The sequence below is a fragment of the Streptomyces sp. DSM 15324 genome, from assembly GCF_001514285.1.
Classification (GTDB): domain Bacteria; phylum Actinomycetota; class Actinomycetes; order Streptomycetales; family Streptomycetaceae; genus Streptomyces.
Map to the genome: position 1 here is coordinate 65571 of NZ_KQ949025.1, position 26160 is coordinate 91730.

Here is a 26160-nt window from a genome sequence, read left to right on the forward strand (position 1 = left end):
CCCGGAAGCCGCACGGCCTGCGGAGACCGGCGGGCGGATGCCACCCGCCCGGGTGACGGGTTACTTCTCCATTCCGCGGTTGAGCTGGTGGAGCAGTCGGGCCAGTTCCGCGACCTCGCGCCGGTCCCAGTCGGAGAAGTGCGTGACGTACCGCTCACGGCGGGCCTCGCGGACGCGGCCGACCCGGCGGCGGCCCTCCTCGGTCAGGTCGACCAGCCAGGCGCGGCCGTCGGCCGGATCGGGCTCGCGGGCGATCAGTCCGAGCTGCTCCAGGGCGCGCAGCTGGCGGGACATGGTGGCCTTGCCGACGCCGATGTATCCGGCCAGTTCGGTGGCGCGCTGACGGCCGCACTCCTCCAGCCGGACGAGCAGACCGTACGCGGCGGACTCCAGGTCCGGGTGGACCTCGCGGGCCATTTCGCCCTGGTTGGCGCGGGCGCGCCGGAACAGGACCGTGAGTTCCCGCTCCAGCGAGAGGAACTCCCGGTCGCCCTGGTCCACCCCGCGCGGCGACGCCTCGCCGTTCGCTTCCTCGTGCACGTCAGCACACTCCTGTTTCCGCCGGTGCCCGCCCTGGCCGCGGCTCCTCGATTATTTCGCAGACGGGGAGCGGCGGCTGTTCGCAGGGGCTGGGACCGGCTGGGGCGGGCGAGGGCCCGGGCCTCCCTCAGGAGGAGCCCGGACCCCGCCCTGATCCGGCCCCGTCCGTCACGCCGCGGCCGGAACCTCGGGCGACGCGCCGTGCGCGGCGGGCGCGAGCGCCAGTTCCAGGACCTGCCGGACGTCGGTGACGGCATGGACGTCGAGCTTGTCCAGCACCTCCGCCGGGACGTCGTCCAGGTCGGGTTCGTTGCGCTTGGGGATGACGACGGTCGTCACTCCCGCGCGGTGGGCGGCGAGCAGCTTCTGCTTGACGCCGCCGATCGGCAGCACCCGTCCGGTGAGGGAGACCTCGCCGGTCATGGCCACGTCCGTGCGGACCAGGCGGCCCGAGAGCAGGGAGGCGAGGGCGGTCGTCATGGTGACGCCGGCGCTCGGGCCGTCCTTGGGGACCGCGCCCGCCGGGAAGTGGATGTGCACGCCCCGGTCCTTCAGATCGCCGACGGGCAGCTCCAGCTCCGCGCCGTGCGAGCGGAGGAAGGACAGGGCGATCTGCGCGCTCTCCTTCATCACGTCGCCGAGCTGGCCGGTCAGGGTCAGCCCCGCCGCGCCGGTCTCCGGGTCGGCCAGCGACGCCTCGACGTAGAGCACGTCGCCGCCCGCGCCGGTGACCGCGAGGCCGGTGGCGACGCCCGGGACGGCCGTACGGCGCTCGGCCGGGTCCTGGGCGGACTCGGGCACATGGTGCGGCCGTCCGATCAGGGCGCGCAGTTCGGCGTCGGTGACGGTGAACGGCAGCGTCCGCTCGCCCAGTTCGTGCTGGGCGGCGATCTTGCGCAGCAGCCGGGCGATCGACCGCTCCAGGGTCCGTACGCCCGCCTCGCGGGTGTACTCGCCGGCGAGCTTGCGCAGCGCGCTCTCGTCGAGGACGACCTCGTCCTGGTGCAGTCCGGCCCGCTCCAGCTGGCGCGGGAGCAGGTGGTCCCGGGCGATGACGACCTTCTCGTCCTCGGTGTACCCGTCGAGGCGGACCAGCTCCATCCGGTCGAGCAGGGCCTCCGGGATGGCCTCCAGGACGTTGGCGGTGGCGAGGAAGACCACGTCGGACAGGTCCAGCTCGACCTCCAGGTAGTGGTCCCGGAAGGTGTGGTTCTGCGCCGGGTCCAGGACCTCCAGCAGGGCCGCCGCCGGGTCGCCCCGGAAGTCGGAGCCCACCTTGTCGATCTCGTCGAGGAGCACCACCGGGTTCATCGACCCGGCCTCCTTGACGGCCCGTACGATCCGGCCGGGCAGCGCGCCGACGTACGTACGGCGGTGGCCGCGGATCTCGGCCTCGTCGCGGACCCCGCCGAGGGCGACGCGGACGAACTTGCGCCCCATGGCGTGGGCGACGGATTCGCCCAGGCTGGTCTTGCCGACGCCGGGGGGACCGACCAGGGCGAGCACGGCACCGCCGCGCCGCCCGCCGACCACGCCCAGCCCGCGCTCGCTGCGCCGCTTGCGCACCGCGAGGTATTCGGTGATCCGCTCCTTCACGTCCTCCAGGCCCGCGTGCTCGACGTCCAGGACGGCCTTGGCGCCCTGGATGTCGTAGGCGTCCTCGGTCCTTTCGTTCCACGGCAGTTCGAGGACGGTGTCCAGCCAGGTGCGGATCCAGGAGCCCTCGGGCGACTGGTCGCTGGAGCGCTCCAGCTTGTCGACCTCCTTCAGGGCCGCCTCGCGGACCTTCTCGGGCAGGTCGGCGGCCTCCACCCGGGCGCGGTAGTCGTCGGACTCCTCGCCGTCCTTGGCGGCGTCGCCGTTGAGTTCGCGCAGCTCCTTGCGGACGGCTTCGAGCTGGCGGCGCAGCAGGAACTCCCGCTGCTGCTTGTCGACGCCCTCCTGGACGTCCTTGGCGATGGTCTCGGCGACGTCCTGCTCGGCGAGGTGGTCGCGCAGCTGCTGGGTGGCGAGCTTGAGGCGGGCCACCGGGTCGGCGGTCTCCAGCAGCTCGACCTTCTGTTCGGTGGTGAGGAACGGCGAGTAGCCGGAGTTGTCGGCGAGCGCGGAGACGTCGTCGATGGCCTGGACGCGGTCGACGACCTGCCAGGCGCCGCGCTTGCGCAGCCAGGCGGTGGCGAGCGCCTTGTACTCCTTGACCAGGTCGGCGACATGGCCCGGCAACGGCTCGGGCACCTCCTGGTCGACCCGGACGCCCTCGACCCACAGGGCGGCGCCGGGGCCGGTCGTGCCGGCGCCGATCCGGACCCGGCCGCGGCCGCGGATCAGCGCGCCCGGGTCGCCGTCGGCCAGCCGGCCGACCTGTTCGACGGTGCCGAGCACACCCGTGCTCGCGTACGTCCCGTCGATGCGCGGCACCAGCAGCACCCGTGGCTTTCCGCCCTCGGAACGGGCGGCGGCCTGGGCGGCCTCCACCGCGGCGCGTACGTCGGTGTCGCTGAGGTCCAGCGGTACCACCATGCCGGGGAGCACGACCTCGTCATCGAGAGGCAGTACGGGCAGGGTGAGCGATGCGGACGTCGAAGCCATGATCTCCCCTTCGGCAGTCAAGTTGAGCTATGCCGACTCAATGCACATGCGCCGCCGAATGTTCCCGTGGATGCGCCGCGTTCGCTGTGGGCGATCAAGGGAGGCGGGGGCGGGCCCCGCGCAAGAGCGGCCGCCGGAAGCGACGCGGCCAGGAGCGGGCGCTCGGGGGCGCGCCGAAGGAGACCGCACGACCGGCCGTGCCTCCCCGCTCCCGCCTTCCCCCTACCCCGTCCACCCGCTTACGGCATTCACCCCGAAGCCACCCCGCAGGGCGACCACAATGCGCGTATGACCGATGACTGGAAGCGACGGCTCGACGCGCTGCACGCGGATCTCGTGCGCCGGGACGACCCCGTCGCCTGGGTGATGGAGGCAGACGCCGTGGAGGCCTCCCGGCGTTATCCGCACATCGCCCTGCGGGGGCCCGTCTTCGGTGTCGCCGTCCGGGACCCCGCCCGCGGCGAACCGCGCTGGCGGCTGCTGAAGCCGGTGGTGGACGGCATGCCCCAGCAGTCCCGGGACGGGCTGAACTCGCACCTGTGGTTCACCGCCAAGGAGGGCACCGACGACCGGGCCGTCCGGCGCGCCCTGCTCGCGGCCGTCTCGTTGCTCGAGCGCGATCCGGCCGACGAGGTGGAGGCAATGGGCGTGCGCTACCGGGTCATCCGCGGCGACGAGTTCACGCGGACCGGCGACGACGGCCTGGAGCCGCCGCGGCCCACCGATCCGGAACCGGTCCGGCCGTCGTGGGAGGAGCGGGCGGCGGCCCCCTCCCCCGATGTCGGATTCGCGCTGGATCCCGGCCGGGACGAGGGCCCGATGGCGGGCGCCCTGCGGCTGGGCCTGCGCGACTTCGTGTACTCCGGCGCCCGCTTCCCCGAGGACGTGCTCGCCGACTCGGTGCGGGCGGCCGGCACCCACCCGGACGTGGTGCGGCTGCCCGTGGGTTTCGCGGTGGCCGAGCGCGGCGCCGCCGGCTGGAGCCCCTGCGGCTCCCTGCACCCGACCCCGCACGACGCCCGTCGCTCGCTCTACGACGGCATGTCCCGCGTCTGGGCGATGCTGTACCGCTTCGACGAGCGCAAGAAGGCCCGGTACGCACGTGCCGCCGAGGCGTTCCGGGCGGCGGGTCGGGCCGACGAGGCGAGCGTGGACGACCGGGTGTTCCGGGTCTGCCGGGTCGAGCGGATGGTCCGGATGGGTCCGGACGGCCCGGAGCCGCCCCGCCCGTCGGACGCCGACGAGTACGGCCCCATGAAGATCCACCCGACCCTGCGCGAGGACGGCAGCGTCCGCTACGACGACTGACGGACTGCCTTGCCCTCGCGAGCCTCCTGCCGCTTCCCCGCAACCGAACGCCTCGGCGGTGGGGGCTGCGTGGCCGGACGCGGGGGCGCACCGGAGGGGCAGGGGGGCGCCATGGGCGTCCGAGGGGAGTGAACGGGGCGTCCGAGGGAGCGTGCGGCTCGGGTGCGCGCTTCTTGGGTGCCCCGAGCTCCCCCCGTACAGCGGCATTCCGGCGTTCGGACACGCAGCACACGGGGCCCGGGTGGGCGGTCTGGTGGGTGTGATGCCCGATGCGGCCGCGGCGGGGGATGCAGCGGCCTTGACCGACGACCACCACCGAGGCCGCATGACCACGTGTACCGAGCCCGAGGACCCGGACGACGACCGCGTCCACGACACCCGTGACCACCCGCTCCCCGACAACCAATGGGTGCGCGCCATCGCCGAGGGCGACGAGGAGGCCCTCTCCGCACTGATGTCGCGCCGTTCGGGGCTCGTGTTCGCCCACCTCCTGCAGCACGGCCTGCCCGCCGATGTCGCCGAGGAGGCCGTGCAGGATACGTTCCTGTCCGTCTGGAAGAGCGCGTCGCGGTTCCACGACGGAAACGCGCTGAGGTGGCTGCTGCGGATCGCCCGGTGCCGCGCCGTGGACCTGAGCCGCAGCCGTGAACGTTCCTGGGGGCGTGCCGAACAGTCCGCCCGTGCGGGATTCGACCCGGCCGGCGCCGTCGCCCCGGCACCCGACGAGCACCTGCTCGCCTCGATCCCCGACGACGCCGCCCTGAGCAGGGCTTTCGGCCGTCTGACGACACACCAACGAGAAATTCTCACGCTGCGCCACATAGACGGTCTCACCGTCGAGGAGACGGCCCGTCACCTGGGCCTGTCCAGGAGCACCGTCACGTCCTGCACGGCCCGGGCACGGGCGCGGCTGCGCGCACTGCTGCGGGAGGAACGCGAGCGGGAGGAACGGGAGCGGCAGGAGCGGGGAGGAGAGGAATGACGACGATGGCCGAACTCACGGCGCGGCTGCCCTGGCCGGGTGTCCGAGGCCAGGGGCACGGCACGGTGGTGCGGACACGAACACTGCGGGGGGTGTGCCCGGCGGGGGCGGTCGTGCTCGCCGGAGCGCTGACGTGGGCCGGCCTGGCCACTCTCTCCTCCTGGCGCAACGACTGGTTCGCCGTGGCCCACCACATGCACGGCAGCCTCACGGTCGCCCTGCCGATCGCGGCGCTCTTCGCCTGCTGGCAGGGCGGCCTGGAAGCCCGCTCGGGAACCGCCTGGACCGACGACAGTTCCCCGCGCGGCCCGTGGATTCGCGCCCTGTTGTCCCTCGCGCCGTCCGTGCTGTGGCCGGTGGCCGTGCACGGCACGGCACTGCTCGTCATGCTGGCCGTGGCGCGGCCGACGGCCCTGGGAGGGCGGGCACCGCTGCCGATGCTGGCCTACGTCCTGTGCCTGCTGACCGGCACGGCGTGCGCCGCGCACGCTCTGGGCGCCCTGCTGCCGTTACGGGTCCTGCCGCCGGTGGTCGCGCTGTCCACGCTGTGGTCGGCGGGGCAGGGCCAGGACGTCCTGGGGTACGAGGACCCCGGTCGGCGACCGTACTCCGGCGCGTCCGGCGCGTCCTTGTTCGAGACCCCATGGCTGCCCTGGGCAGCGGCGGTCCTGCTGCTGACCGTCGCTGTCACGACCCTCGCCCTGCACATGCGGCGCCGGCTGGTCCCGGGGCTGCTGCTGCTCGTCGTGGTCGCCCTCTCCGTCCTGGAACTCCTGCCCCGGGGGGAGGTGTCACCGGGTATCGGGACCGTCGGGCTGCACTGCTCGCAGGGCACGCCGGCCGTCTGTCTGTCGGACGACCGCGCCGACCGGCGGGCGGACGTGGCCGAGCTGGCCGCGCACTTCGGCCGCCGCCTGGCCGGCGTGCACCGTGCCCCCAGCCGCTACTACGCCACAGCCGAGACGACCTCGGGCGCCCTCTGGTCGTACTGCCCGACCTTGGGGAGCTGGGGAGGCGGCACGCGGGACACGATGCCCGTCGATCTGGCGGACACGCGCGCGGAACGCTTTCGGCGGACCGCCGAGTGTCTCGCCGGCGGGGAGTACGGGACGCTCGACACCCCCCTCCGCGCCGCCGTCACCGACTGGCTCCTTCCGCCCGCCTACCGGCAGTACCGGGACACCCACGAGGTGACCCGCCTGGTCGACCGGATCGACGCGCTTCCCCCCGCACCGCGAGCCCGCTGGCTCGACGCCTACTTCACCGACAGAGGCACCATCACCCCACTCATCTCTCTCCTGAAGGCCACAGCCCGATGACCGAACACCCCACCCGCTCCGGGCCCCCGGCACCCCGCGCGGACGGCGGCGCCCACCTCTCCGGCCCCTCGGTGGCCGCCTACGCCCTGGGCCGTCTCGACGCCGGTCTGCGCGACGGCGTCGAGGCCCACCTGCTGCACTGCCCGCGCTGCGCGGACGCCGTCGACGGGGCCGTACGGCAGGGCCCGTACGGCACCCGGGTGGAGGCGCTGCACCGGGCCGTGCTCGACCGCGTGGGCGCCGCCCCCTCCGCGGCCTCACGCCCGGCGCCGCGCCGACGCCGCACACCACCCCCCGCTACGGCCCCCCGCCGCACCTGGCTCCCGCCCTGGGTCTCGGCGACGCAGGGCCTGCGGCCGTCCTGGTTCGCCGCCGTGGCCTGTGTATGCGCGCTGAGCGTGCTGTTCGGCCGGCTCAGCCAGTCCCCCGCGCCCCGCCTGCTGCTGCTGTTGCTGGCGCCCGTACTGCCCGTGCTCTGCGTGGCCGGCAGCTACGGCGGGCGGGCCGACCCGTTCGCCGAGGTCACCCGCACCACCCCGCACGGCGGCCTGCGCATCCTCCTGCAACGAACCGCCCAGACCCTGGTCGTGTGCGTACCCCTGCTGACAGGAGCCGCCGCCCTGATGCCACGGAATGGTCTGCCCGCCTACAGCTCGGCGGGCTGGCTGCTGCCCTGTCTGACGGTGACCCTCGCGACCCTGCTGCTCAGCGCGTCCCTGGGCAGCTGGGCCGCGGCCCTGACGACGGGCGGCGGCTGGCTGCTGCTGGTGTGCGTCCTCGCCCAGCCGCTCCTGGCACACTCCGGGCACGGCAAGCGGGAATCCGGCGACCGGATGGTGCACGTCCTGGAGGGAGTGCAGCTCAAGCTGCTCGACATGCTCGGAACGACCCTGTTCGGTGCCGCCTCCGCCGTCCTCGTCGAACTCCTCGTCCTGCGCCGCCACTCCTTCAGCCGGCTGGGGGCACGGTGATTCACGCCGAAGGTCTCTGTGTACGGCGCCGGGGCGCCCTCGTCCTCGACGGCGTCGACCTGCGTCTCGGCCTCGGCGTGCATGCGCTGCTGGGACCCAACGGCGCGGGCAAGACCACCCTCCTGCGGGTCCTGGCGACGGCGGCCGGCCCGACCGAGGGCCGTGTCACCCTGCTGGGCCGTGACCCCCGCGTTCCCGCCCAGCGCCTGGAGATCCGGCGCCGGCTCGGTTATCTGCCGCAGGAGTTCGGGGTGTTCCCCCGCTACACCGTGCGCGAGTTCCTCTCGTACGCGGCCTGGCTGCGCGACATGCCCGGCGGGCGGATCCCGGCGGCTGTGGAGGAGGCCGCGGCGTCGGTCGGGCTCACCGGCCGCCTCGGACGCCGTATGAAGACTCTCTCCGGCGGCATGAAACAGCGCGTCGGTATCGCCCAGGCCGTCGTCAACCTGCCGGAGCTGCTGCTCCTGGACGAGCCGACCGTCGGCCTGGATCCGGGGCAACGAACCCGTTTCCACTTCCTGGTGCGCGACCTCGGTCAGCGCTCGTGCGTCGTCCTGTCGACCCATCTGCTGGCGGAGGACGTACGCGGCGTCTGCGCGGACGTCACGCTGCTGCTCGGCGGGCGGATCGCGTTCCACGGCACTCCCGAGCAACTGGACACGGCTGGCGGCTACGAGGCGTTCGTCCCGCCGGAGGAGTGAAGGCGGCTCCACCGCCGTACCCACGGCCAGGTCGCCACGCCGATCGTCAGCGCGAACAGGTGGCCCCAGTCGGTGAGGGGGTCGGTGAAGGCGAGCAGGTCCTGGAGGAGCATGCCGCCGACGGCGATCAGGAGAGGCAGGCGCAGCCAGGGGCGGAGCAGGCAGGACAGGGCGCCCACGCACGTGGCGACCCCGAAGCTGATGCCGTAGTCGAGGCGGTGCAGGGAGCTGGTGGGCAGATGGCCGACCAGGACGGCGAGGCCGACCGGGACCTCGGTCGCGAGGGTGGCCAGGACGTGTCCGAGCAGGAAGACGACGGCCGTGCGGGCGCCCCCGATCCGGCGTTCCAGCAGGGTGAGGACGATCAGGAAGCCGAGGGTGAAGGGGGAGAGGAGACCGCCGGCTACCCAGAGCGCGCTGGCGAGGAGCACCTGTGCCGGGGCGGTCAGCAGGTGGGCCACATCCGTGCTGGAGCCCTGCTGGAGGGCGTGCACGAGGGCCGGGTCGGCGTACGCGGCGACGCAGGAGGTGACGGCGAGGACGGCGGCGTAGGACAGGGTGAAGGGGACCGGGAGCCGGCGGGGCTGCCGGTACCGGACGCGGGGTCCCTGCTCGGCGGGTCGTGTGACCTGCCGCGGGGAGTGCTGGCCGGGGATGCCGTCCAGGAGTCCGGTGACACCGGTGGCATCGGGAAGGGGCGGGCCCGTACGGGCGGTCGCGGGTTCCACTGTGAGGGCGCTCCTTCCGTTTCACCCCCACCTTTCGTGGCCGACCCGCGCCGTGTCTGTGACCGGCGCCACGCGGGGCCCGATTCACAGGAAGCTCCGAGGCTCCCACGGGCTGTACGCCATCCAGCGCACCGCGGCGCGTCAACGTCACACCCGCCCCTCACCCCCGCGCGACCGGCGCTGCCATAAACCCGTCAACAGACGGTCAGGGAGGTGCCAGGATGGGCCGATGCCCCGTTCGTACGACGTCCCCGACGGCCCCGAGGTGCTCGACCGTCGCGAGGGACCCCATGGTGAGGTCGTGTTACGCCGGCACGGCGAACTGCTCCAGATCATCGCCAACGGCTGCTTCCTGATGGACACCTCCGACGGTCGCTCGGAACGGCTGCTCGTCGACGCCGCGCTCGCCGCGCTGGACGGCCGTCCCGCACCGAAGCTGCTGATCGGCGGCCTGGGCGTCGGGTTCTCCCTCGCCCATGCCGCGGCCGACGCCCGCTGGGGCGCGATCACCGTGGTGGAGCGGGAACGGGCCGTCGTCGACTGGCATCTCGACGGTCCGCTCGGGCGCATCTCCGCACGGGCCCTCGCCGATCCGCGCACGACGATCGTCGAGGCGGACCTGCTGGACCACCTCCGTGAGACGTGCGACACGTTCGACGCGATCTGCCTGGACATCGACAACGGACCCGGCTGGACCGTCACCGAGAGCAACGACAGTCTGTACTCCCCGGCCGGACTCACGCAGTGCGCAAGGGTGTTGGCACCCGGTGGCGTGCTGGCCGTCTGGTCCGCCCAGCCCTCTCCGGAATTCGAGGGAACCTTGCGGAATGCCGGGTTCCAGCGGGTGCGTACCGAAGAGATCCCGGTTGCCCGAGGAGTGCCGGACGTCGTGCACCTCGCGGTCCGTCCCGCCGTCGGGGCTGGATAGCAATGCGTCGGTGACTCCGGGTACGTTGCATGCCTGACGCCGATCATTTACGCGTCAACCGCAGTCATGCGCAGACAAGGGATCACCCCACTGGTTCCGGAAAGCACACTCAGGGGCGGGCGATGGAGACGACACACACCTCGCACAACGGCACGACGACGGCGACCCCGGGCGCGCAGCGGCGCGTCCTGGTGGTCGAGGACGACCCGACCATCGTCGACGCCATCGCGGTCCGCCTGCGCGCCGAGGGATTCCTCGTGCAGACCGCGGGCGACGGTCCGGCGGCCGTCGACACCGCCGAGGCCTGGCAGCCCGACCTGCTGATCCTCGACATCATGCTGCCCGGCTTCGACGGTCTGGAGGTCTGCCGCCGTGTGCAGGCCGCCCGTCCCGTGCCGGTGCTCATGCTCACGGCGCGCGACGACGAGACCGACATGCTGGTCGGGCTCGGCGTGGGCGCCGACGACTACATGACCAAGCCGTTCTCGATGCGGGAGCTGGCCGCGCGCGTGCACGTGCTGCTGCGCCGGGTGGAGCGGGCCGCGATCGCGGCCACCACCCCCCGCAGCGGCATCCTGCGCCTCGGCGAGCTGGAGATCGACCACGCGCAGCGCCGGGTGCGGGTGCGCTCGGAGGACGTGCACCTGACGCCCACCGAGTTCGACCTGCTGGTCTGTCTGGCGAACACCCCGCGCGCGGTGCTCTCCCGTGAGCAGCTCCTCGCCGAGGTCTGGGACTGGGCGGACGCCTCCGGCACCCGCACGGTCGACAGCCACATCAAGGCGCTGCGCCGGAAGATCGGCGCCGAGCGGATCCGCACGGTGCACGGGGTGGGCTACGCGCTGGAGACCCCGACGCCATGAGCGGCGCGGACGGACCGAGAAGCCCCGGCTCCGGACCGGGAGAGCCCTGGGGCGGAGTGCGCCCGTTCTCGGTCAAGACCAAGCTGGGCGCGCTCGTCGTCATTTCGGTGCTGATCACCACGGGCCTGTCGATGATCGCGGTGCACACCAAGACGGAGCTGCGCTTCATCACGGTCTTCTCGATGATCGCCACGCTGCTGATCACGCAGTTCGTGGCGCATTCGCTCACCGCGCCGCTGGACGAGATGAACGCGGTCGCGCGCTCCATCTCGCACGGTGACTACACCCGCCGGGTCCGCGAGAACCGACGGGACGAGCTGGGCGACCTGGCCCAGACGATCAATGTGATGGCGGACGAGCTGGAGGCGCAGGACGCCCAGCGCAAGGAGCTGGTGGCGAACGTCTCGCACGAGCTGCGCACCCCGATCGCGGGCCTGCGGGCCGTCCTGGAGAACGTGGTCGACGGCATCGCCGAGGCCGATCCGGAGACGATGCGGACGGCGCTGAAGCAGACGGAGCGGCTCGGGCGGCTGGTGGAGACGCTGCTCGACCTGTCCCGGCTCGACAACGGCGTCGTACCGCTGCGCAAGCGCCGTTTCGAGGTGTGGCCGTATCTGTCGGGCGTGCTGAAGGAGGCCAACATGGTCGCCTCCGCGCGGGCGACCATGGGCTCGGGCGGCAGTCACACGCGCACGGACGTCCATCTGCACCTGGACGTCTGCCCGCCGGAGCTGACCGTGCACGCGGACCCGGAGCGCATCCACCAGGTCGTGGCGAACCTGATCGACAACGCGGTCAAGCACAGCCCGCCGCACGGCCGGGTGACGGTGAAGGCGCGGCGCGGGACGCAGCCGGACTCGCTGGAGCTGGAGGTCCTGGACGAGGGTCCGGGCATACCGCGCTCGGAGTGGCACCGGGTGTTCGAGCGGTTCAACCGGGGTGCCGTCCGCCGGCCGCACGGCCCGGGCAGCGACGGCGGTACGGGGCTGGGGCTGGCGATCGCCCGGTGGGCGGTCGATCTGCACGGGGGACGGATCGGAGTGGCCGAATCCGAGCGGGGTTGCCGGATTCTTATCACTCTTCCGGGAGAGCCTTCTCTTCCAAGTTGACGTATGGTGCGCACCGGAGCCTCAAGATCCACCTGTTGTCCGCGTGGCCGGACACGTGTGATCAGGCAGAGGACCGGTGCAGGTCGGCACCGGTTCGCACGGGTCCGCGCGCTCGGCGTGCGAGATCTGCGTCAACGGACCCTTTTCGCACCGCAACCGCGCTTGTTTCCCGCCATTTCCACCACCGAAACACGCTTTCCGATGTGACTTACGCGACGATGGACCGGCTCGACCTGACCTTAGTGCTCTTGGGGGCGTAGCCTTTATTCCCGCTGTCCATCACCTTGTGAAGCGGAAGAGGGCGGTTGCCGCCGTGTCGCCACAGTCCCCCAGTAACGCATCGAGCATCTCGACCGACGCAGACCAAGCGGGCAAGAACCCCGCTGCCGCGTTCGGGCCGAACGAGTGGCTCGTCGACGAGATCTATCAGCAGTACCTCCAGGACCCGAATTCGGTAGACCGTGCCTGGTGGGACTTCTTCGCCGACTACAAGCCGGGGGCGGCCACTCCCCCGGCTCCGGCGGGTACTGCGGCCGCGGGGGCCGCAGGGACCACCAGCACGCCCCCGGCGCCCGCCACCCCGGCTCCGGCCGCCGTGCCGGCCCCGGCCGCCGCCCCCAAGCCCGCGGCCGCGGCGCCCGCGCCGGCCGCTCCGGCCGCGGCCCCCGCTCCGGTGAAGGCCGCCCCGGCCGCCGCGAAGCCGGCCGCCGCCGCTCCCCAGGCAGCCGCCGGGGCGCCCGCGGGCCCCGAGCTGATCACGCTGCGCGGCCCGGCCGCCGCGGTCGCGAAGAACATGAACGCCTCGCTGGAGCTGCCGACGGCCACCTCGGTCCGCGCGGTCCCGGTGAAGCTGCTGTTCGACAACCGCATCGTCATCAACAACCACCTCAAGCGCGCCCGGGGCGGGAAGATCTCCTTCACGCACCTGATCGGCTTCGCGATGGTGCAGGCCATCAAGGCCATGCCGTCGATGAACTGGCACTACGCGGAGAAGGACGGGAAGCCCACCCTCGTCAAGCCGCCGCACGTCAACTTCGGCCTGGCCATCGACCTGGTGAAGGCCAACGGCGACCGCCAGCTCGTCGTCGCCGGCATCAAGAAGGCCGAGACGCTGAACTTCTTCGAGTTCTGGCAGGCCTACGAGGACATCGTCCGCCGCGCCCGCGACGGCAAGCTGACGATGGACGACTTCACCGGTGTCACGGTCTCCCTGACCAACCCCGGCGGCCTCGGCACCGTCCACTCCGTGCCGCGTCTGATGCCCGGTCAGTCGGTCATCATGGGCGTCGGCTCCATGGACTACCCGGCGGAGTTCCAGGGCACCTCCCAGGACACCCTGAACAAGCTCGGCATCTCCAAGGTCATGACGCTCACGTCGACCTACGACCACCGGGTCATCCAGGGCGCCGCCTCCGGCGAGTTCCTGCGGATCGTCGCGAACCTCCTGCTCGGCGAGAGCGGCTTCTACGACGAGATCTTCGAGGCCCTGCGGATCCCCTACGAGCCGGTCCGCTGGCTCAAGGACATCGACGCCAGCCACGACGACGACGTCACCAAGGCCGCCCGGGTCTTCGAGCTGATCCACTCCTACCGGGTCCGCGGCCACGTCATGGCCGACACCGACCCGCTGGAGTACCGCCAGCGCAAGCACCCCGACCTGGACATCACCGAGCACGGCCTCACCCTGTGGGACCTGGAGCGCGAGTTCGCGGTCGGCGGCTTCGCCGGCAAGTCCCTGATGAAGCTGCGCGACATCCTCGGCGTGCTGCGCGACTCGTACTGCCGCACCACCGGCGTCGAGTTCATGCACATCCAGGACCCGAAGCAGCGCCGCTGGATCCAGGACCGCATCGAGCGCGCGCACACCAAGCCGGAGCGCGAGGAGCAGCTGCGCATCCTGCGCCGCCTGAACGCCGCGGAAGCCTTCGAGACGTTCCTGCAGACGAAGTACGTCGGCCAGAAGCGCTTCTCCCTGGAGGGCGGCGAGTCCGTCATCCCGCTCCTTGACGCGGTCATCGACAGCGCGGCGGAGTCCCGTCTGGACGAGGTCGTCATCGGCATGGCCCACCGCGGCCGGCTGAACGTCCTCGCCAACATCGTCGGCAAGTCGTACGCGCAGATCTTCCGCGAGTTCGAGGGCAACCTCGACCCGAAGTCGATGCACGGCTCCGGCGACGTGAAGTACCACCTGGGCGCCGAGGGCACCTTCACCGGCCTCGACGGCGAGCAGATCAAGGTCTCCCTGGCCGCGAACCCGTCCCACCTGGAGACGGTCGACCCGGTCATCGAGGGCATCGCCCGCGCCAAGCAGGACATCATCAACAAGGGCGGCACGGACTTCACCGTCCTGCCCGTCGCCCTGCACGGCGACGCTGCCTTCGCGGGCCAGGGTGTGGTGGCCGAGACCCTGAACATGTCGCAGCTGCGCGGCTACCGCACCGGCGGCACGGTCCACATCGTCATCAACAACCAGGTCGGCTTCACCGCGGCCCCCGAGTCCTCGCGCTCCTCCATGTACGCCACGGACGTGGCCCGCATGATCGAGGCCCCGATCTTCCACGTGAACGGCGACGACCCGGAGGCCGTGGTCCGCGTCGCGCGGCTCGCCTTCGAGTTCCGCCAGGCGTTCAACAAGGACGTGGTGATCGACCTCATCTGCTACCGCCGCCGCGGTCACAACGAGTCGGACAACCCGGCCTTCACCCAGCCGCTGATGTACGACCTGATCGACAAGAAGCGCTCGGTGCGCAAGCTCTACACCGAGTCCCTGATCGGTCGCGGCGACATCACCCTGGAAGAGGCCGAGCAGGCGCTCCAGGACTACCAGGGCCAGCTGGAGAAGGTCTTCACGGAGGTCCGCGAGGCCACCGCGCAGCCCGTCGGCGGCGACGCCCACGAGCCGCAGGACGGCTTCCCGGTCGCGGTCCCGACCGCGGTCTCCGCCGAGGTCGTCAAGCGCATCGCCGAGTCCCAGGTCAACATCCCGGACTCCTTCCACGTCCACCCGCGCCTGCTGCCGCAGCTCCAGCGCCGGGCGGCGATGGTCGAGGACGGCACGATCGACTGGGGCATGGGCGAGACCCTCGCGTTCGGTTCCCTCCTGCTGGAGGGCGTCCCGGTCCGGCTGTCCGGCCAGGACTCCCAGCGCGGCACCTTCGGCCAGCGTCACGCGGTCCTCATCGACCGCGAGACGGGCGAGGAGTACACCCCGCTCCAGTACCTCGCCGAGGACCAGGCGCGCTACAACGTCTACAACTCCCTGCTGTCCGAGTACGCGGTCATGGGCTTCGAGTACGGCTACTCGCTGGCCCGCCCCGACGCGCTCGTGATGTGGGAGGCGCAGTTCGGCGACTTCGTCAACGGCGCGCAGACGGTGGTCGACGAGTACATCTCGGCGGCCGAGCAGAAGTGGGGTCAGACGAGCGGCGTCACGCTCCTGCTGCCCCACGGCTACGAGGGACAGGGCCCGGACCACTCCTCGGCCCGTGTCGAGCGCTTCCTTCAGCTCTGCGCCCAGAACAACATGACGGTCGCCATGCCGACCCTGCCGTCGAACTACTTCCACCTCCTGCGGTGGCAGGTGCACAACCCGCACCACAAGCCGCTGGTCGTCTTCACCCCGAAGTCGATGCTGCGCCTGAAGGCGGCGGCCTCGAAGGCGGAGGAGTTCACCTCGGGCCAGTTCCGCCCAGTCATCGGCGACACGTCGGTCGACGCGAACGCGGTCAAGAAGGTCGTCTTCTGCGCCGGCAAGGTCTACTACGACCTGGACGCCGAGCGTCAGAAGCGCGGGGTCACGGACACGGCGATCATCCGTCTGGAGCGCCTGTACCCGCTGCCGGGCGCGGAGGTCCAGGCGGAGGTCAACAAGTACCCGAACGCCGAGAAGTACCTGTGGGTCCAGGAGGAGCCGGCCAACCAGGGTGCCTGGCCGTTCATCGCCCTGAACCTGATCGACCACCTGGACCTGGCCGTCGGCGCCGACGTCCCGCACGGCGAGCGCCTGCGCCGCATCTCGCGGCCGCACGGCTCGTCCCCGGCGGTCGGCTCCGCCAAGCGCCACCAGGCGGAGCAGGAGCAGCTGGTGCGCGAGGTGTTCGAGGCGTGAGCCTCTGACCGGTCGTGACCGATCGGGCCTGATCAGCGAAAGAGCCCGTCCCCGGAGATCCGGGGGCGGGCTCTTTGCCGTACGTCAGTCCTTGCCGTACGTCAGTCCTTGCCGTACGTCAGTCCTCGTCGTCCTCGTCGTCCAGCCGGGCGAGCCAGGTGGCCAGGCGCTCCACCGGCACCTCGAAGTCCGGGTTCAGGTCGACGAACGTGCGCAGCTGCTCGGCGAGCCACTCGAAGGTGACCTCCTCCTCGCCCCGCCGCTTCTCCAGCTCCTCGATGCCTCGGTCGGTGAAGTACAACTCTCGCTCCTGCTCCTGTGGGCCTACGCCCCCAGGGTAGGCCGCCGGTCACCCCCTCACACTCACGGTGTCTTGACTTCCGGCGCCCGCGATATATCGTGAATTGAAGAAGACGCGATATGGCGCGTTGTACCGGGAAGTCGTGCCGAGGAGGGGTTCTCCCATGTCCGAATGGTCCGTCGCCGAGCCGAGCAAGCTCACCTTCGACGAGCCCGTCAGCACCCTGCACGTCCGCATCGTCGACGGCACGGTGAACGTGGTGGGCACGGACGAGGGCCCGGCCCGGCTGGAGGTGTCCCGGATCGAGGGGCCACCCCTGGTGGTGAGTCATCGCAGCGGCACCTTGACGGTGGCGTACGAGGATCTGCCCTGGAAGGGGTTCCTGAAGTGGCTCGACCGCAAGGGGTGGCGGCGCAGCGCCGTGGTCTCCCTGGCGGTCCCGGTCGGCACCCGGGTGGAGCTGGGCGTGGTGAGCGCCGGGGCGACCGTCTCCGGGATCGACGGGCGTACGGAGATCAAGGGCGTCACCGGTGACGCCACGCTGGTGGGCCTCGCCGGCACGGTGCGCGCGGACACGGTGTCCGGCAGTGTGGAGGCCCAGGCGCTCACCGGCGATCTGCGGTTCAACTCCGTCTCCGGGGACCTGACCGTCGTCGAGGCCGGCTCCTCCGTCAAGGCGGACTCGGTGAGCGGCTCGATGGTGGTCGACGTGGACCCGACGAGCAGGCCCACGGAGATCTCCCTGACCAACGTCTCGGGCGAGATCGCCATCCGGCTGCCCCACCCGGCCGACGCGGAGGTGGAGGCGAACACGGCGAGCGGCGCCGTCTCCAACGCCTTCGAGGACCTCCGGGTCAGCGGCCAGTGGGGCGCCAAGCGGATCACCGGTCGCCTCGGCGCGGGCAACGGCCGGCTGAAGGCGACGACGGTCTCCGGCTCGATCGCCCTGCTGCGGCGCCCGCCCGTGGAGGACGGGGACTGGTCCGCCGACGGCTTCGGCGCGGGGGACAATGCCGATTCCGGCCCGGACGGCGGTTCCCCCTCCGCCGGCCCGGCCGACAGCACGACCGACAAGAAGGTGCTCTGACATGCCTCCCGTCTTCGCCCACGGCCGTCTCCGTCTCTACCTGCTGAAGCTGCTGGACGAGGCCCCGCGCCACGGTTACGAGGTGATCCGCCTCCTGGAGGAGCGCTTCCAGGGGCTGTACGCGCCGTCGGCGGGCACCGTCTACCCCCGCCTGGCCAAGCTGGAGGCGGAGGGCCTGGTCACCCACACCACCGAGGGCGGGCGCAAGGTGTACGCGATCACCGACGCGGGCCGGGCCGAACTCGCCGACCGCAGTGGTGAACTGGCCGATCTGGAGCTGGAGATCCGCGAGTCGGTGGCGGAGCTGGCCGCGGAGATCCGGGCCGACGTCCGGGGCGCGGCGGGTGATCTGCGGCGGGAGATGCGGGCGGCGGCCACCGAGGCCCGGCGGGACGGCCGGTCCGCCCCCGCCCCCGAGCACGGCGAGTACGGCGAGTACGGCGAGTACGGCGAGTACGGCGACAAGGAGTCCTGGCGGGCCGCCAAGGAGGAGATGCGCCGCGTCAAGCAGGAGTGGAAGGAACAGGCCCGCCGGGCCAAGGACGAGAGCCGCAGGGCCCGTGAGGAGGCCCAGCGCGCCCGCCGTCAGGCCAAGGACGCCCAGGATCATGCGCGGGCCCAGGCGCAGGAGGAGATGCAGCGCATCGCCCGGCGCGTCCAGGAGCAGGTCCAGGACCACTTCGCGCGCGGCGACTGGCCGACGGGGGTCCGCGAGGGCCTGACCGAACTGGCCAGGGAGTTCGGCGAGTTCGGCAAGGACTTCGGCAAGGAGTTCGGCAAGGACCTGGGCTTCGGCCGGACCTCCGGGGGCCCGGCCCCGTCCTCCTCCCACTCCCCCGAGGACTTCCCCGCGGAGTACGAACCGTCCTGGGCCCGCGAGGACTCCAGCGGCGACCCGGCCCGCGACCTGGACCGCCTCCTGGACCGCTTCCGCGACGACATCCGCGACTCGGCCCGCGACCACGGCATCACCGCCGACCAGCTCCGGGCCACCCGCACCCACCTGTCCCAGGCGGCGGCCCACATCGGGGCGATCCTGCGCGCCCCGAAGGGCTGAGAGCCCGAGGGGCCGTGGAGCCGGGGGGCGAGGCACGGGCGCCCGGCGGGGGCCGGGGGTGGCCGGTGACGTGGGCCGGGGCGGACCGACCCGGGCTCAGCTCGCCCTGGGTTCCGCGTCGCCGTAGAGGACGCGGGTCAGGCTCGCGTGGGTCACGCCGTGGTCGGCGAGTGTCTCGGCAGTGGGGCCTGGCCGGGTGGTGAGGGCGAGGAGGATGTGCTCGTCTCCGATGCGCCGGTCACGGTGGGCCAGCGCCATGCGCAGGGACTGTTCCAGGATCCGCTTGGCCTCACGACCGAAGCCGGGGCGGCCCGCCCGGCCGCCGGCGGCCATCGCGCCGACCCCGTGCACCTCCTCCACGCGGGCGACGATCTCCGTGACGTCGATGCCCAGTCCGGCGAGGGCGTCGGTCTCGGCGCGCGAGAGACCCGCCCGCCGCCGCGACTGCGCCAGCGCCTCCCGCACCGAGTCCCTGCTGCGGTCGGCGAGCCCCAGGGCGGCCAGCGCGAAGGAGGCGCGGCTGCCCTGCCGGTCCAGCAGGGCGAGCAGCAGATGCTCGGGCCCGACGGTCCGCACGCCCGCCCCCGCACAGCGCTCGACGGCACCGCGCACCACGTCACGGGCGTCCTTCGTGAACCGTTCGAACATCACAGCCTCCCGTACTTCTTGTGCACGGCCTGCCTGCTGACTCCGAGTTCCGCGGCGATCTCCTGCCACGACCAGCCCTGATGGCGCGCACTGCGCACCTGCACCGCCTCCAGCTGCTCCAGCAGCCTGCGCAGCGCGGCGACGGCCCGCAGTCCGACCCGTGGATCGCGGTCGCCTGCACGCTCGGCGAGATCCGTTGCTTCGGTCATGATGTCAACATAGGTTGACGCACCCCGCATGTCAACCTTGGTTGACAGACGGGGTGCGGAGAAGGCGCGCAGGGCCCCGACGGACGACGGCCGGTCGGCTCAGTCGTGGGTGAGCACGATCTTGCCGAACTGGTCGCCTGACTCCAGGCGGGCGAAGCCCTCGCGGGCCCGGTCCAGCGGGAGGATCTCGTCGATGACGGGCCGGACCCCGGTGGCGGCGCAGAAGGACAGCAGGTCCTCCAGTTCCTCCTTGGTCCCCATGGTGGAGCCGACGACCTTCAGCTCCAGGAAGAAGATCCGGGTGAGCTCGGCGTGCGAGGGCCGGTCCCCGCTGGTGGCACCGGAGATGACCAGGGTGCCCCCGGGCCTGAGCGACTTCACCGAGTGGGACCAGGTGGCCGCGCCGACGGTCTCGATGACGGCGTCCACGCGCTGCGGCAGCCGCGCACCCGGCTCCACCGCCTCCACCGCGCCGAGCTCCAGCGCCCGCTTGCGCTTGGCCTCGTCACGGCTCGTCGCGAAGACCTTCAGCCCGGCGGCCTTCCCGAGGACGATCGCGGCGGTGGCGACACCCCCGCCGGCCCCCTGGACGAGGACCGAGTCACCGGGCCGGACGCCCGCGTTGGTGAAGAGCATCCGGTACGCCGTCAGCCAGGCCGTCGGCAGACAGGCGGCCTCGGCGAAGGACAGCTCCCTGGGCTTGGGCAGGATGTTCCAGGTCGGCACGGAGACCTGTTCGGCGAAGGTGCCCGGGTAGCGCTCGGTGAGGATGGAGCGGGGCTCCGCGGGCCCGACGCCGTGTCCGGTCTGGCCGATGACGGAGTGCAGGACGACCTCGTTGCCGTCGGCGTCGACACCGGCGCCGTCGCAGCCGAGGATCATCGGCAGCTTGTCCTCGGCGAGGCCGACGCCGCGCAGGGACCAGAGGTCGTGATGGTTGAGGGAGGCGGCCCGCACGGTGACGGTACTCCAGCCGGGGCGGGCCTCGGGGGCCGGCCGCTCCCCCAACTCCAGTCCGGAGAGCGGCTGGTCGCGGTCGATTCGGGCGGCGTAGACGGCGAACATGCACCTGACGATAGGCGGCGCGGGGGGTGGGCGAAACCGGGGACCACTGTGAGACATGCCCTCTTGCACAACAGCCGTCGCGTTCACCTCGTCATCACCCGGTCGGGCAGGCGGGTGGGCAAAGAAATGGGCAAGGAAATGGCCCCGCCCTCACGGGCGGGGCCATTCAGGTGCACGTCAGCGACGCGCGACGCCCTCCGCACGGGCAGCCGCGGCCACCGCCGCCGTCACCGCGGGGGCGACCCGCTCGTCGAACGGCGACGGGATGACGTAGTCCGCGGCGAGATCGTCGCCGACGACCCCGGCCAGCGCCTCGGCCGCGGCGATCTTCATCCCCTCGGTGATCCGGGAGGCCCGCACCTGGAGCGCCCCGGCGAAGATCCCGGGGAACGCCAGCACGTTGTTGATCTGGTTCGGGAAGTCCGAGCGCCCGGTCGCGACGACCGCCGCGTACTTGTGGGCGATCTCGGGGTGCACCTCGGGGTTGGGGTTGGCCATGGCGAAGACGAACGCGCCCTTCGCCATGGAGGCCACCGCCTCCTCCGGGACCGTACCGCCGGAGACGCCGATGAACACGTCCGCGCCCGCCAGCGCGTCCTCCAGCGAGCCGCTCAGCCCCGCCTTGTTGGTGAACCCGGCGACCTCGCGCTTGACGTCCGTGAGGTCCTCGCGGTCGGCCGACACGATGCCCTTGCGGTCGGTCAGCGCCACATCGCCGATACCAGCCTCGACCAGCATCTTCGCGATGGCGACCCCGGCCGCGCCGGCGCCCGAGATCACCGCCCTGAGTTCGCCGATGGTCCGCCCGCTCAGCCGCGCCGCGTTGCGCAGCGCCGCCAGCGTCACGACCGCCGTACCGTGCTGGTCGTCGTGGAAGACCGGGATGTCGAGCTCCTCCTGGAGCCGGCGCTCGATCTCGAAGCACCGGGGTGCCGAGATGTCCTCCAGGTTCACACCGCCGAACGAGGGCGCGAGACGCACCACCGTCTCGACGATCTCGTCCACGCCGGTGCAGGCCAGCGCGATCGGAACCGCGTCGACCCCGCCGAACTGCTTGAACAGGATGGCCTTGCCCTCCATGACCGGGAGGGAGGCCTCCGGCCCGATGTCCCCGAGCCCGAGGACGGCCGTGCCGTCGGTCACGACGGCGACGACGGAGGACTTCCACGTGTAGTCGTTCACCAGGTCCGGCTGTTCCGCGATCGCGGTGCACACGCGTGCGACGCCGGGCGTGTAGGCGAGGGACAGGTCGTCCTTGTCGCGGACCGGGACGGTGGCCTGCACGGCCATCTTTCCGCCGCGGTGCAGTGCGAACGCCGGATCGAACGAATCGAGGGGTTCCGCACCGCCCTCCTGGCCCGTATGGTCCGCGCTCTCGCTGCGAGGATTGACGATCTCCGCTGCCACTTCGATGTACCCCTTAGCTGTTCTTGGTCTGAGGGTGGCCACTCCGGGTGAGGAGTGGGCGGGCGTCGCGCAGGACCCTGAGCTGATGCGTACGGGCGCCTGCGCGTCGGGCGCGCCGCACACGCGCCCTGAGCCCCGGATGAGGGGTGTAGAGAACCTTCATACCGGACGGAGACCACAGCCGACGAGTCCAATCGGTGCAAGGTCACATCGCTCTGACTGTGGACCCTCGACAGAGGTGATCACGAGTGACATGACTCATGCGCGAAGACCGGCCAAGGCCTGGCGAAGGCTTGACACGGACTCAACTGAACGGACGCGTCGCACAGTCGGCGATCACATGGTGAGATGAACCGAAGATCCTTCGGCCATGGGAGCGAATTCCCGCAGATGGTCCGGCGTCGTCCGGCCGTGATGGACCGGACTGTGCGGCTCGGGGGTCGCCCGTTATCCGATTTTGACATGGCTGGCCCCCTGATTGGCGTAGTCCGAATGGCAAGATGCCGTAATCACACGAGGTCGCGACACCCGAAGCTGTGTGTTCTCGTCGACCCATCGGCACTTGTCGACTCCGGTCGACGCGTGTCGACCCATCGGCATCGCCATCCATCCGCCGGAGGAACCCAAAATGACCGCAAGCACCACCCGACGCACGACCGCCGCGCGCACCCGCCTGGCAGCGGTCGGATCTCTCGCGGTCGCGGGCGCCTTGCTGCTCTCCGCCTGTGGCGACCAGACCAACAACAGCGGCAGCAGCTCCTCGGAGTCCGCCGGCGCCGCCTCCACGGCCCCTCTCTTCTCGAAGCTGCCGGCCGACATCCAGAAGAAGAAGGTCATCCAGGTCGGCACGAACGCCGAGTACGCCCCCATGGAGTCCGTGGACGGCGGCAAGATCGTCGGTGTCGACCCCGACATCGCCGCCGCACTCGGCAAGCAGCTCGGTGTCGAGTTCAAGTTCACCAACGGTGGCTTCGACACCCTGATCACGGCCGTCAACACCGGCCGGTACGACATCGCCATGTCGTCGATCACGGACAACAAGCAGCGCCAGGAGGGCCTGGACGACAAGGGCAAGAAGCTCGGCGAGGGCGTGGACTTCGTCGACTACTTCACCGCCGGTACGGCCATCTACGTGCAGAAGGGCAACCCCAAGGGCATCCAGTCCCTGGACGACCTCTGCGGCCAGACCGTCGCCGTGCAGCGGGGCACCACCTACGAGGAGGCCCTGAAGGCGCAGTCCAAGACCTGTACGAGCGGGGGCAAGAAGGCCCTGAACATCGAGTCCTTCGAGAACGACACCGAGGCCCAGACCCGTGTGAAGTCCGGCGGTGCCGTGGCCGGCGTCAACGACTACCCGGTCGCCGTGGACATGGCGCGCAAGGCCGGTGGCGGCAACACCTTCGAGGTCCTGGACAAGCAGTACGAGGCCGCCCCGTTCGGCATCGTCGTCACCAAGAAGAACACCCAGCTGCGCGACGCCCTGAAGGACGCCGTCGACGCGATCATCAAGGACGGCTCGTACCAGAAGGTGCTGGAGAAGTGGGGCGCCGAGAGCGGCGCGATCAGCCAGTCCGCGATCAACGGCGGCAAGTGATCCACCCGCTCCGCTCGAAGCCTTCGAAGGGCAGTCCCCATGTCTGACAAGCTCGACAAGACCCCCGCGGGCGCACCACCGGAGGACAACCCTCCGGTCGCCAAGGACTCGGCGTACGCCGGGCCGCCCGAGACCATCAAGGCCATCCCGGTGCGCCACTGGGGCCGCTGGGTCAGCGGCGTCGTCGTCGTCGCGCTGCTCGCGCTGCTGATCAACGCGTTCGCCAACGGTGACATCCAGTGGTCGACGGTCGGCGACAAGATCTTCGACTCGACGGTCGTCGCCGGCGCCGGGCGCACCCTGCTGATCAGCATCCTGGCGATGGTGCTCGGTGTGGTCCTCGGCATCCTGCTGGCCGTGATGCGGCTGTCGAAGAACCCGGTGACCAGCACCGTCGCCTGGCTGTACATCTGGTTCTTCCGCGGCACCCCGGTCTACGTCCAGCTGTTGATGTGGTTCAACCTGGCGCTGATCTTCCCCGTCCTGAACCTCGGTCCGATCTACAAGGACGAGATGACGGACGTCATGACGCCGTTCATGTGCGCCCTGCTCGGCCTGGGCCTGAACGAGGCCGCGTACATGGCCGAAATCTGTCGTGCCGGTCTGCTGGCGGTGGACGAGGGCCAGACCGAGGCGGCCCACGCGCTCGGCATGAGCCACGGCAAGACCCTGCGCCGGATCGTGATCCCGCAGGCGATGCGGGTGATCGTGCCGCCGACCGGCAACGAGTTCATCAACATGCTGAAGACCTCGTCGCTGGTGTACGTGGTGACGTACAACGAACTGCTGCGCTCGACGTCGGTGATCGGCTCCTCGTCGTTCGCCGTGATGGAGCTGCTGTTCGTCGCGTCGATCTGGTACCTGGTCATGACCAGCATCTTCAGCGTCTTCCAGTACTACCTGGAGCGGTACTACGCGCGCGGTTCCAGCCGCAGCCTCCCGCCCACGGTCTTCCAGAAGATCAGGTCCCACCTGTTCGGATCCTCGAGGAGCACGGCATGACCGCGATGGTGAAGGCCGAGGGCGTCCACAAGTCCTTCGGCGCGGTCGAGGTCCTCAAGGGCATCGACCTCCAGGTCAACACCGGCGAGGTGTTCTGCCTCATCGGCCCGTCCGGCTCCGGCAAGAGCACCTTCCTGCGGTGCATCAACCACCTGGAGAAGATCAACGCCGGGCGGCTGTACGTCGACGGGAACCTGGTGGGGTACCGCCAGAAGGGCGACAAGCTGTACGAACTCAAGGACAGCGAGGTCGCGCTGCAGCGCCGGGACATCGGCATGGTGTTCCAGCGGTTCAACCTGTTCCCGCACATGACCGCGCTGGACAACGTGGTCGAGGCCCCGGTCCAGGTGAAGGGCACCAGCAAGGCCGAGGCCCGGGAGCGGGCACGGGAGCTGCTGGACCGGGTCGGCCTGGCCGACAAGGCGGGGAACTACCCCTCGCAGCTCTCCGGCGGTCAGCAGCAGCGCGTGGCCATCGCCCGGGCCCTGGCGATGGACCCGAAGCTGATGCTGTTCGACGAGCCGACCTCGGCCCTCGACCCGGAGCTGGTCGGTGACGTCCTGGACGTCATGCGCGACCTGGCCGAGTCCGGGATGACGATGGTCGTCGTCACGCACGAGATGGGCTTCGCCCGTGAGGTCGGCGACAGCCTCGTCTTCATGGACGGCGGCGTGGTCGTCGAGTCCGGCGACCCGCGCGAGGTCCTGACGAACCCGCAGCACGAGCGGACGCAGGCCTTCCTGTCCAAGGTGCTCTAGCGGCCCGGCGGGCGCTCGGGCGGTACGACGCCGAAGGGGCGGTACGGAGTCTCCGTACCGCCCCTTTCGCCGTCACGTCACTTCAGCGCGAGCAGCAGCGTGTCCGAGGGCGAGCACCACACCGGCCGGGCCTCGCCGAAGCCCTTCTCCTTCAGCACGCGCGCGTGCCACGCCGCCGAGGGCATGTCGCCGTCGGCGTGCTCGCCGTAGATCTCGAAGCGGCGGGCCGTGGGGGCGGCGAGGACCGGGTCCTGGGCGGCGAGCCGCCACCATTCGGCCCAGTCCAGGGCGCCGCCGCTCCTGGCCTGTTCCATGCGGGCGCGCCGCAGGGTCCGCTCCGCCGCGTTGATCCGGGGCGTCGTGTCGTCGATCATGTGGTCCGCGTTCATGAAGAGACCGCCGTCGCGGACGAGGTCCGCGATCCGACCGTAGAGGGCCGCGAGGGGGTCGCTGTGCAGCCAGTGCAGGGCCGTGGCCGTCAGGACGGCGTCGTACGTGTCGTACGGCAGCCGGGACGGCCAGTCGGGGTCCTTGAGGTCGGCGGTCACGAGCGTGACCCGCTCGTCCCCGGCGAAGGTGCCCCCGGCGATGGCGAGGAGCGCCGGGTCGAGGTCGACGCCGGTGCTGGTGGCGCCGGGGAGGCGGGCCAGCAGCCGGGCGGTGATGGTGCCGGTGCCGCAGGCGAGGTCCAGCACGCGGGGCTCGGGCCCGACGACTGCCTCGACCATGTCGAGCATGACCCGGAACCGGTCCTCCCGGTCCGGCATGTACCACTCCTGCTGCCGGTCCCAGCTCTCCTGCCAGGCCGCCCAGTCGGTCGTCGCGCTACCCGTGGTGGTCATGGAAGCCCCCTCGCCGCCCGTCGCGTAATACCCTGAAAGCACGA

General features: G+C 71.3%; 23 protein-coding genes. 14 read left to right on the forward strand and 9 right to left on the reverse strand.

Annotated elements, in window-relative coordinates; genetic code table 11:
• Positions 1–60: 60 nt before the first annotated feature.
• A complete protein-coding gene (locus AQJ58_RS10575) occupies positions 61–540 on the reverse strand; it encodes a MarR family winged helix-turn-helix transcriptional regulator (protein WP_067247959.1) in 480 nt (159 codons plus the stop codon).
• 168 nt (positions 541–708) lie between these two features.
• Positions 709–3129: an endopeptidase La gene (lon, locus tag AQJ58_RS10580; RefSeq protein ID WP_067247962.1), complete on the reverse strand. Its 2421-nt coding sequence runs from the start codon at positions 3127–3129 to the stop codon at positions 709–711.
• 288 nt (positions 3130–3417) lie between these two features.
• On the opposite strand from lon, the gene AQJ58_RS10585 reads away from it, so the two are divergent.
• The 5 genes from AQJ58_RS10585 (at position 3418) to AQJ58_RS44345 (ending at position 8410) form a co-directional block, all read left to right on the forward strand.
• Positions 3418–4437, forward strand: coding sequence for a DUF5954 family protein (locus tag AQJ58_RS10585; protein WP_067247965.1), 1020 nt, complete (start codon positions 3418–3420; stop codon positions 4435–4437).
• A gap of 325 nt (positions 4438–4762) precedes the next feature.
• Positions 4763–5419, forward strand: a complete 657-nt coding sequence (locus AQJ58_RS10590; RefSeq protein WP_159056229.1) for an RNA polymerase sigma factor — start codon at positions 4763–4765, stop codon at positions 5417–5419.
• Positions 5416–6738 (forward strand): hypothetical protein, encoded by a 1323-nt coding sequence (locus AQJ58_RS43265; protein WP_067247968.1) that lies wholly within the window; start codon positions 5416–5418, stop codon positions 6736–6738. The genes AQJ58_RS10590 and AQJ58_RS43265 overlap by 4 nt, the downstream gene beginning before the upstream one ends.
• Complete coding sequence (locus AQJ58_RS44340) at positions 6735–7709, forward strand: zf-HC2 domain-containing protein (RefSeq protein ID WP_067247971.1); 975 nt, start codon at positions 6735–6737, stop codon at positions 7707–7709. The genes AQJ58_RS43265 and AQJ58_RS44340 overlap by 4 nt, the downstream gene beginning before the upstream one ends.
• On the forward strand, positions 7706–8410 hold the full coding sequence (locus AQJ58_RS44345) for an ATP-binding cassette domain-containing protein (RefSeq protein WP_067247974.1): 705 nt from the start codon (positions 7706–7708) through the stop codon (positions 8408–8410). The genes AQJ58_RS44340 and AQJ58_RS44345 overlap by 4 nt, the downstream gene beginning before the upstream one ends.
• Here AQJ58_RS44345 and AQJ58_RS10610 read toward each other — a convergent pair.
• Entirely contained in the window at positions 8380–9138 is a 759-nt protein-coding gene (locus AQJ58_RS10610) for a rhomboid-like protein (protein WP_067247976.1), read from the reverse strand. The genes AQJ58_RS44345 and AQJ58_RS10610 overlap by 31 nt on opposite strands.
• 229 nt (positions 9139–9367) lie before the next feature.
• Between AQJ58_RS10610 and AQJ58_RS10615 the strand changes: the two genes are divergently transcribed.
• The 4 genes from AQJ58_RS10615 to AQJ58_RS10630 all read left to right on the forward strand — a co-directional run bounded on the left by AQJ58_RS10615 (position 9368) and on the right by AQJ58_RS10630 (position 16146).
• The gene (locus tag AQJ58_RS10615; RefSeq protein WP_067247979.1) at positions 9368–10066 is read left to right on the forward strand and encodes a spermidine synthase family protein; all 699 of its coding nucleotides are present in this window, start codon (positions 9368–9370) and stop codon (positions 10064–10066) included.
• A 122-nt stretch (positions 10067–10188) separates the two neighbouring features.
• Complete coding sequence (locus AQJ58_RS10620) at positions 10189–10929, forward strand: response regulator transcription factor (RefSeq protein ID WP_055635373.1); 741 nt, start codon at positions 10189–10191, stop codon at positions 10927–10929.
• A complete protein-coding gene (locus tag AQJ58_RS10625) occupies positions 10926–12038 on the forward strand; it encodes a sensor histidine kinase (RefSeq protein WP_079078850.1) in 1113 nt (370 codons plus the stop codon). Before AQJ58_RS10620 ends, AQJ58_RS10625 begins: the two co-directional genes overlap by 4 nt.
• Before the next feature lie 313 nt (positions 12039–12351).
• Positions 12352–16146: a multifunctional oxoglutarate decarboxylase/oxoglutarate dehydrogenase thiamine pyrophosphate-binding subunit/dihydrolipoyllysine-residue succinyltransferase subunit gene (locus tag AQJ58_RS10630; RefSeq protein ID WP_067247985.1), complete on the forward strand. Its 3795-nt coding sequence runs from the start codon at positions 12352–12354 to the stop codon at positions 16144–16146.
• 118 nt (positions 16147–16264) lie between these two features.
• Here the strand turns inward: AQJ58_RS10630 and AQJ58_RS10635 are convergent, their stop codons facing one another.
• A complete protein-coding gene (locus AQJ58_RS10635) occupies positions 16265–16447 on the reverse strand; it encodes a DUF6104 family protein (protein ID WP_018535226.1) in 183 nt (60 codons plus the stop codon).
• 163 nt (positions 16448–16610) lie between these two features.
• Between AQJ58_RS10635 and AQJ58_RS10640 the strand changes: the two genes are divergently transcribed.
• Complete coding sequence (locus AQJ58_RS10640) at positions 16611–17534, forward strand: DUF4097 family beta strand repeat-containing protein (RefSeq protein ID WP_067247988.1); 924 nt, start codon at positions 16611–16613, stop codon at positions 17532–17534.
• Between the two features lies 1 nt (position 17535).
• Entirely contained in the window at positions 17536–18591 is a 1056-nt protein-coding gene (locus AQJ58_RS10645; protein ID WP_067247991.1) for a PadR family transcriptional regulator, read from the forward strand.
• 96 nt (positions 18592–18687) lie between these two features.
• Here the strand turns inward: AQJ58_RS10645 and AQJ58_RS10650 are convergent, their stop codons facing one another.
• The 4 genes from AQJ58_RS10650 to AQJ58_RS10665 all read right to left on the reverse strand — a co-directional run bounded on the left by AQJ58_RS10650 (position 18688) and on the right by AQJ58_RS10665 (position 21920).
• Positions 18688–19239, reverse strand: a complete 552-nt coding sequence (locus tag AQJ58_RS10650; protein ID WP_067247994.1) for a Clp protease N-terminal domain-containing protein — start codon at positions 19237–19239, stop codon at positions 18688–18690.
• Complete coding sequence (locus AQJ58_RS10655; RefSeq protein WP_067247997.1) at positions 19239–19448, reverse strand: helix-turn-helix domain-containing protein; 210 nt, start codon at positions 19446–19448, stop codon at positions 19239–19241. The genes AQJ58_RS10650 and AQJ58_RS10655 overlap by 1 nt, the downstream gene beginning before the upstream one ends.
• A gap of 99 nt (positions 19449–19547) precedes the next feature.
• A complete protein-coding gene (locus AQJ58_RS10660) occupies positions 19548–20513 on the reverse strand; it encodes a zinc-binding dehydrogenase (RefSeq protein WP_067248000.1) in 966 nt (321 codons plus the stop codon).
• A gap of 177 nt (positions 20514–20690) precedes the next feature.
• On the reverse strand, positions 20691–21920 hold the full coding sequence (locus tag AQJ58_RS10665) for an NAD(P)-dependent malic enzyme (RefSeq protein WP_067248003.1): 1230 nt from the start codon (positions 21918–21920) through the stop codon (positions 20691–20693).
• 628 nt (positions 21921–22548) lie between these two features.
• Between AQJ58_RS10665 and AQJ58_RS10670 the strand changes: the two genes are divergently transcribed.
• Genes AQJ58_RS10670 through AQJ58_RS10680 form a run of 3 tightly spaced genes read left to right on the forward strand, consistent with a single transcriptional unit; the run spans position 22549 to position 25274 of the window.
• The gene (locus AQJ58_RS10670) at positions 22549–23514 is read left to right on the forward strand and encodes an ABC transporter substrate-binding protein (RefSeq protein ID WP_067248006.1); all 966 of its coding nucleotides are present in this window, start codon (positions 22549–22551) and stop codon (positions 23512–23514) included.
• A 39-nt stretch (positions 23515–23553) separates the two neighbouring features.
• Positions 23554–24516, forward strand: coding sequence for an amino acid ABC transporter permease (locus AQJ58_RS10675; RefSeq protein ID WP_067248008.1), 963 nt, complete (start codon positions 23554–23556; stop codon positions 24514–24516).
• Positions 24513–25274, forward strand: a complete 762-nt coding sequence (locus AQJ58_RS10680; RefSeq protein ID WP_067248011.1) for an amino acid ABC transporter ATP-binding protein — start codon at positions 24513–24515, stop codon at positions 25272–25274. The genes AQJ58_RS10675 and AQJ58_RS10680 overlap by 4 nt, the downstream gene beginning before the upstream one ends.
• A 77-nt stretch (positions 25275–25351) precedes the next feature.
• Here the strand turns inward: AQJ58_RS10680 and AQJ58_RS10685 are convergent, their stop codons facing one another.
• Positions 25352–26116: a class I SAM-dependent methyltransferase gene (locus tag AQJ58_RS10685; RefSeq protein ID WP_067248013.1), complete on the reverse strand. Its 765-nt coding sequence runs from the start codon at positions 26114–26116 to the stop codon at positions 25352–25354.
• Between the last annotated feature and the right edge of the window lie 44 nt (positions 26117–26160).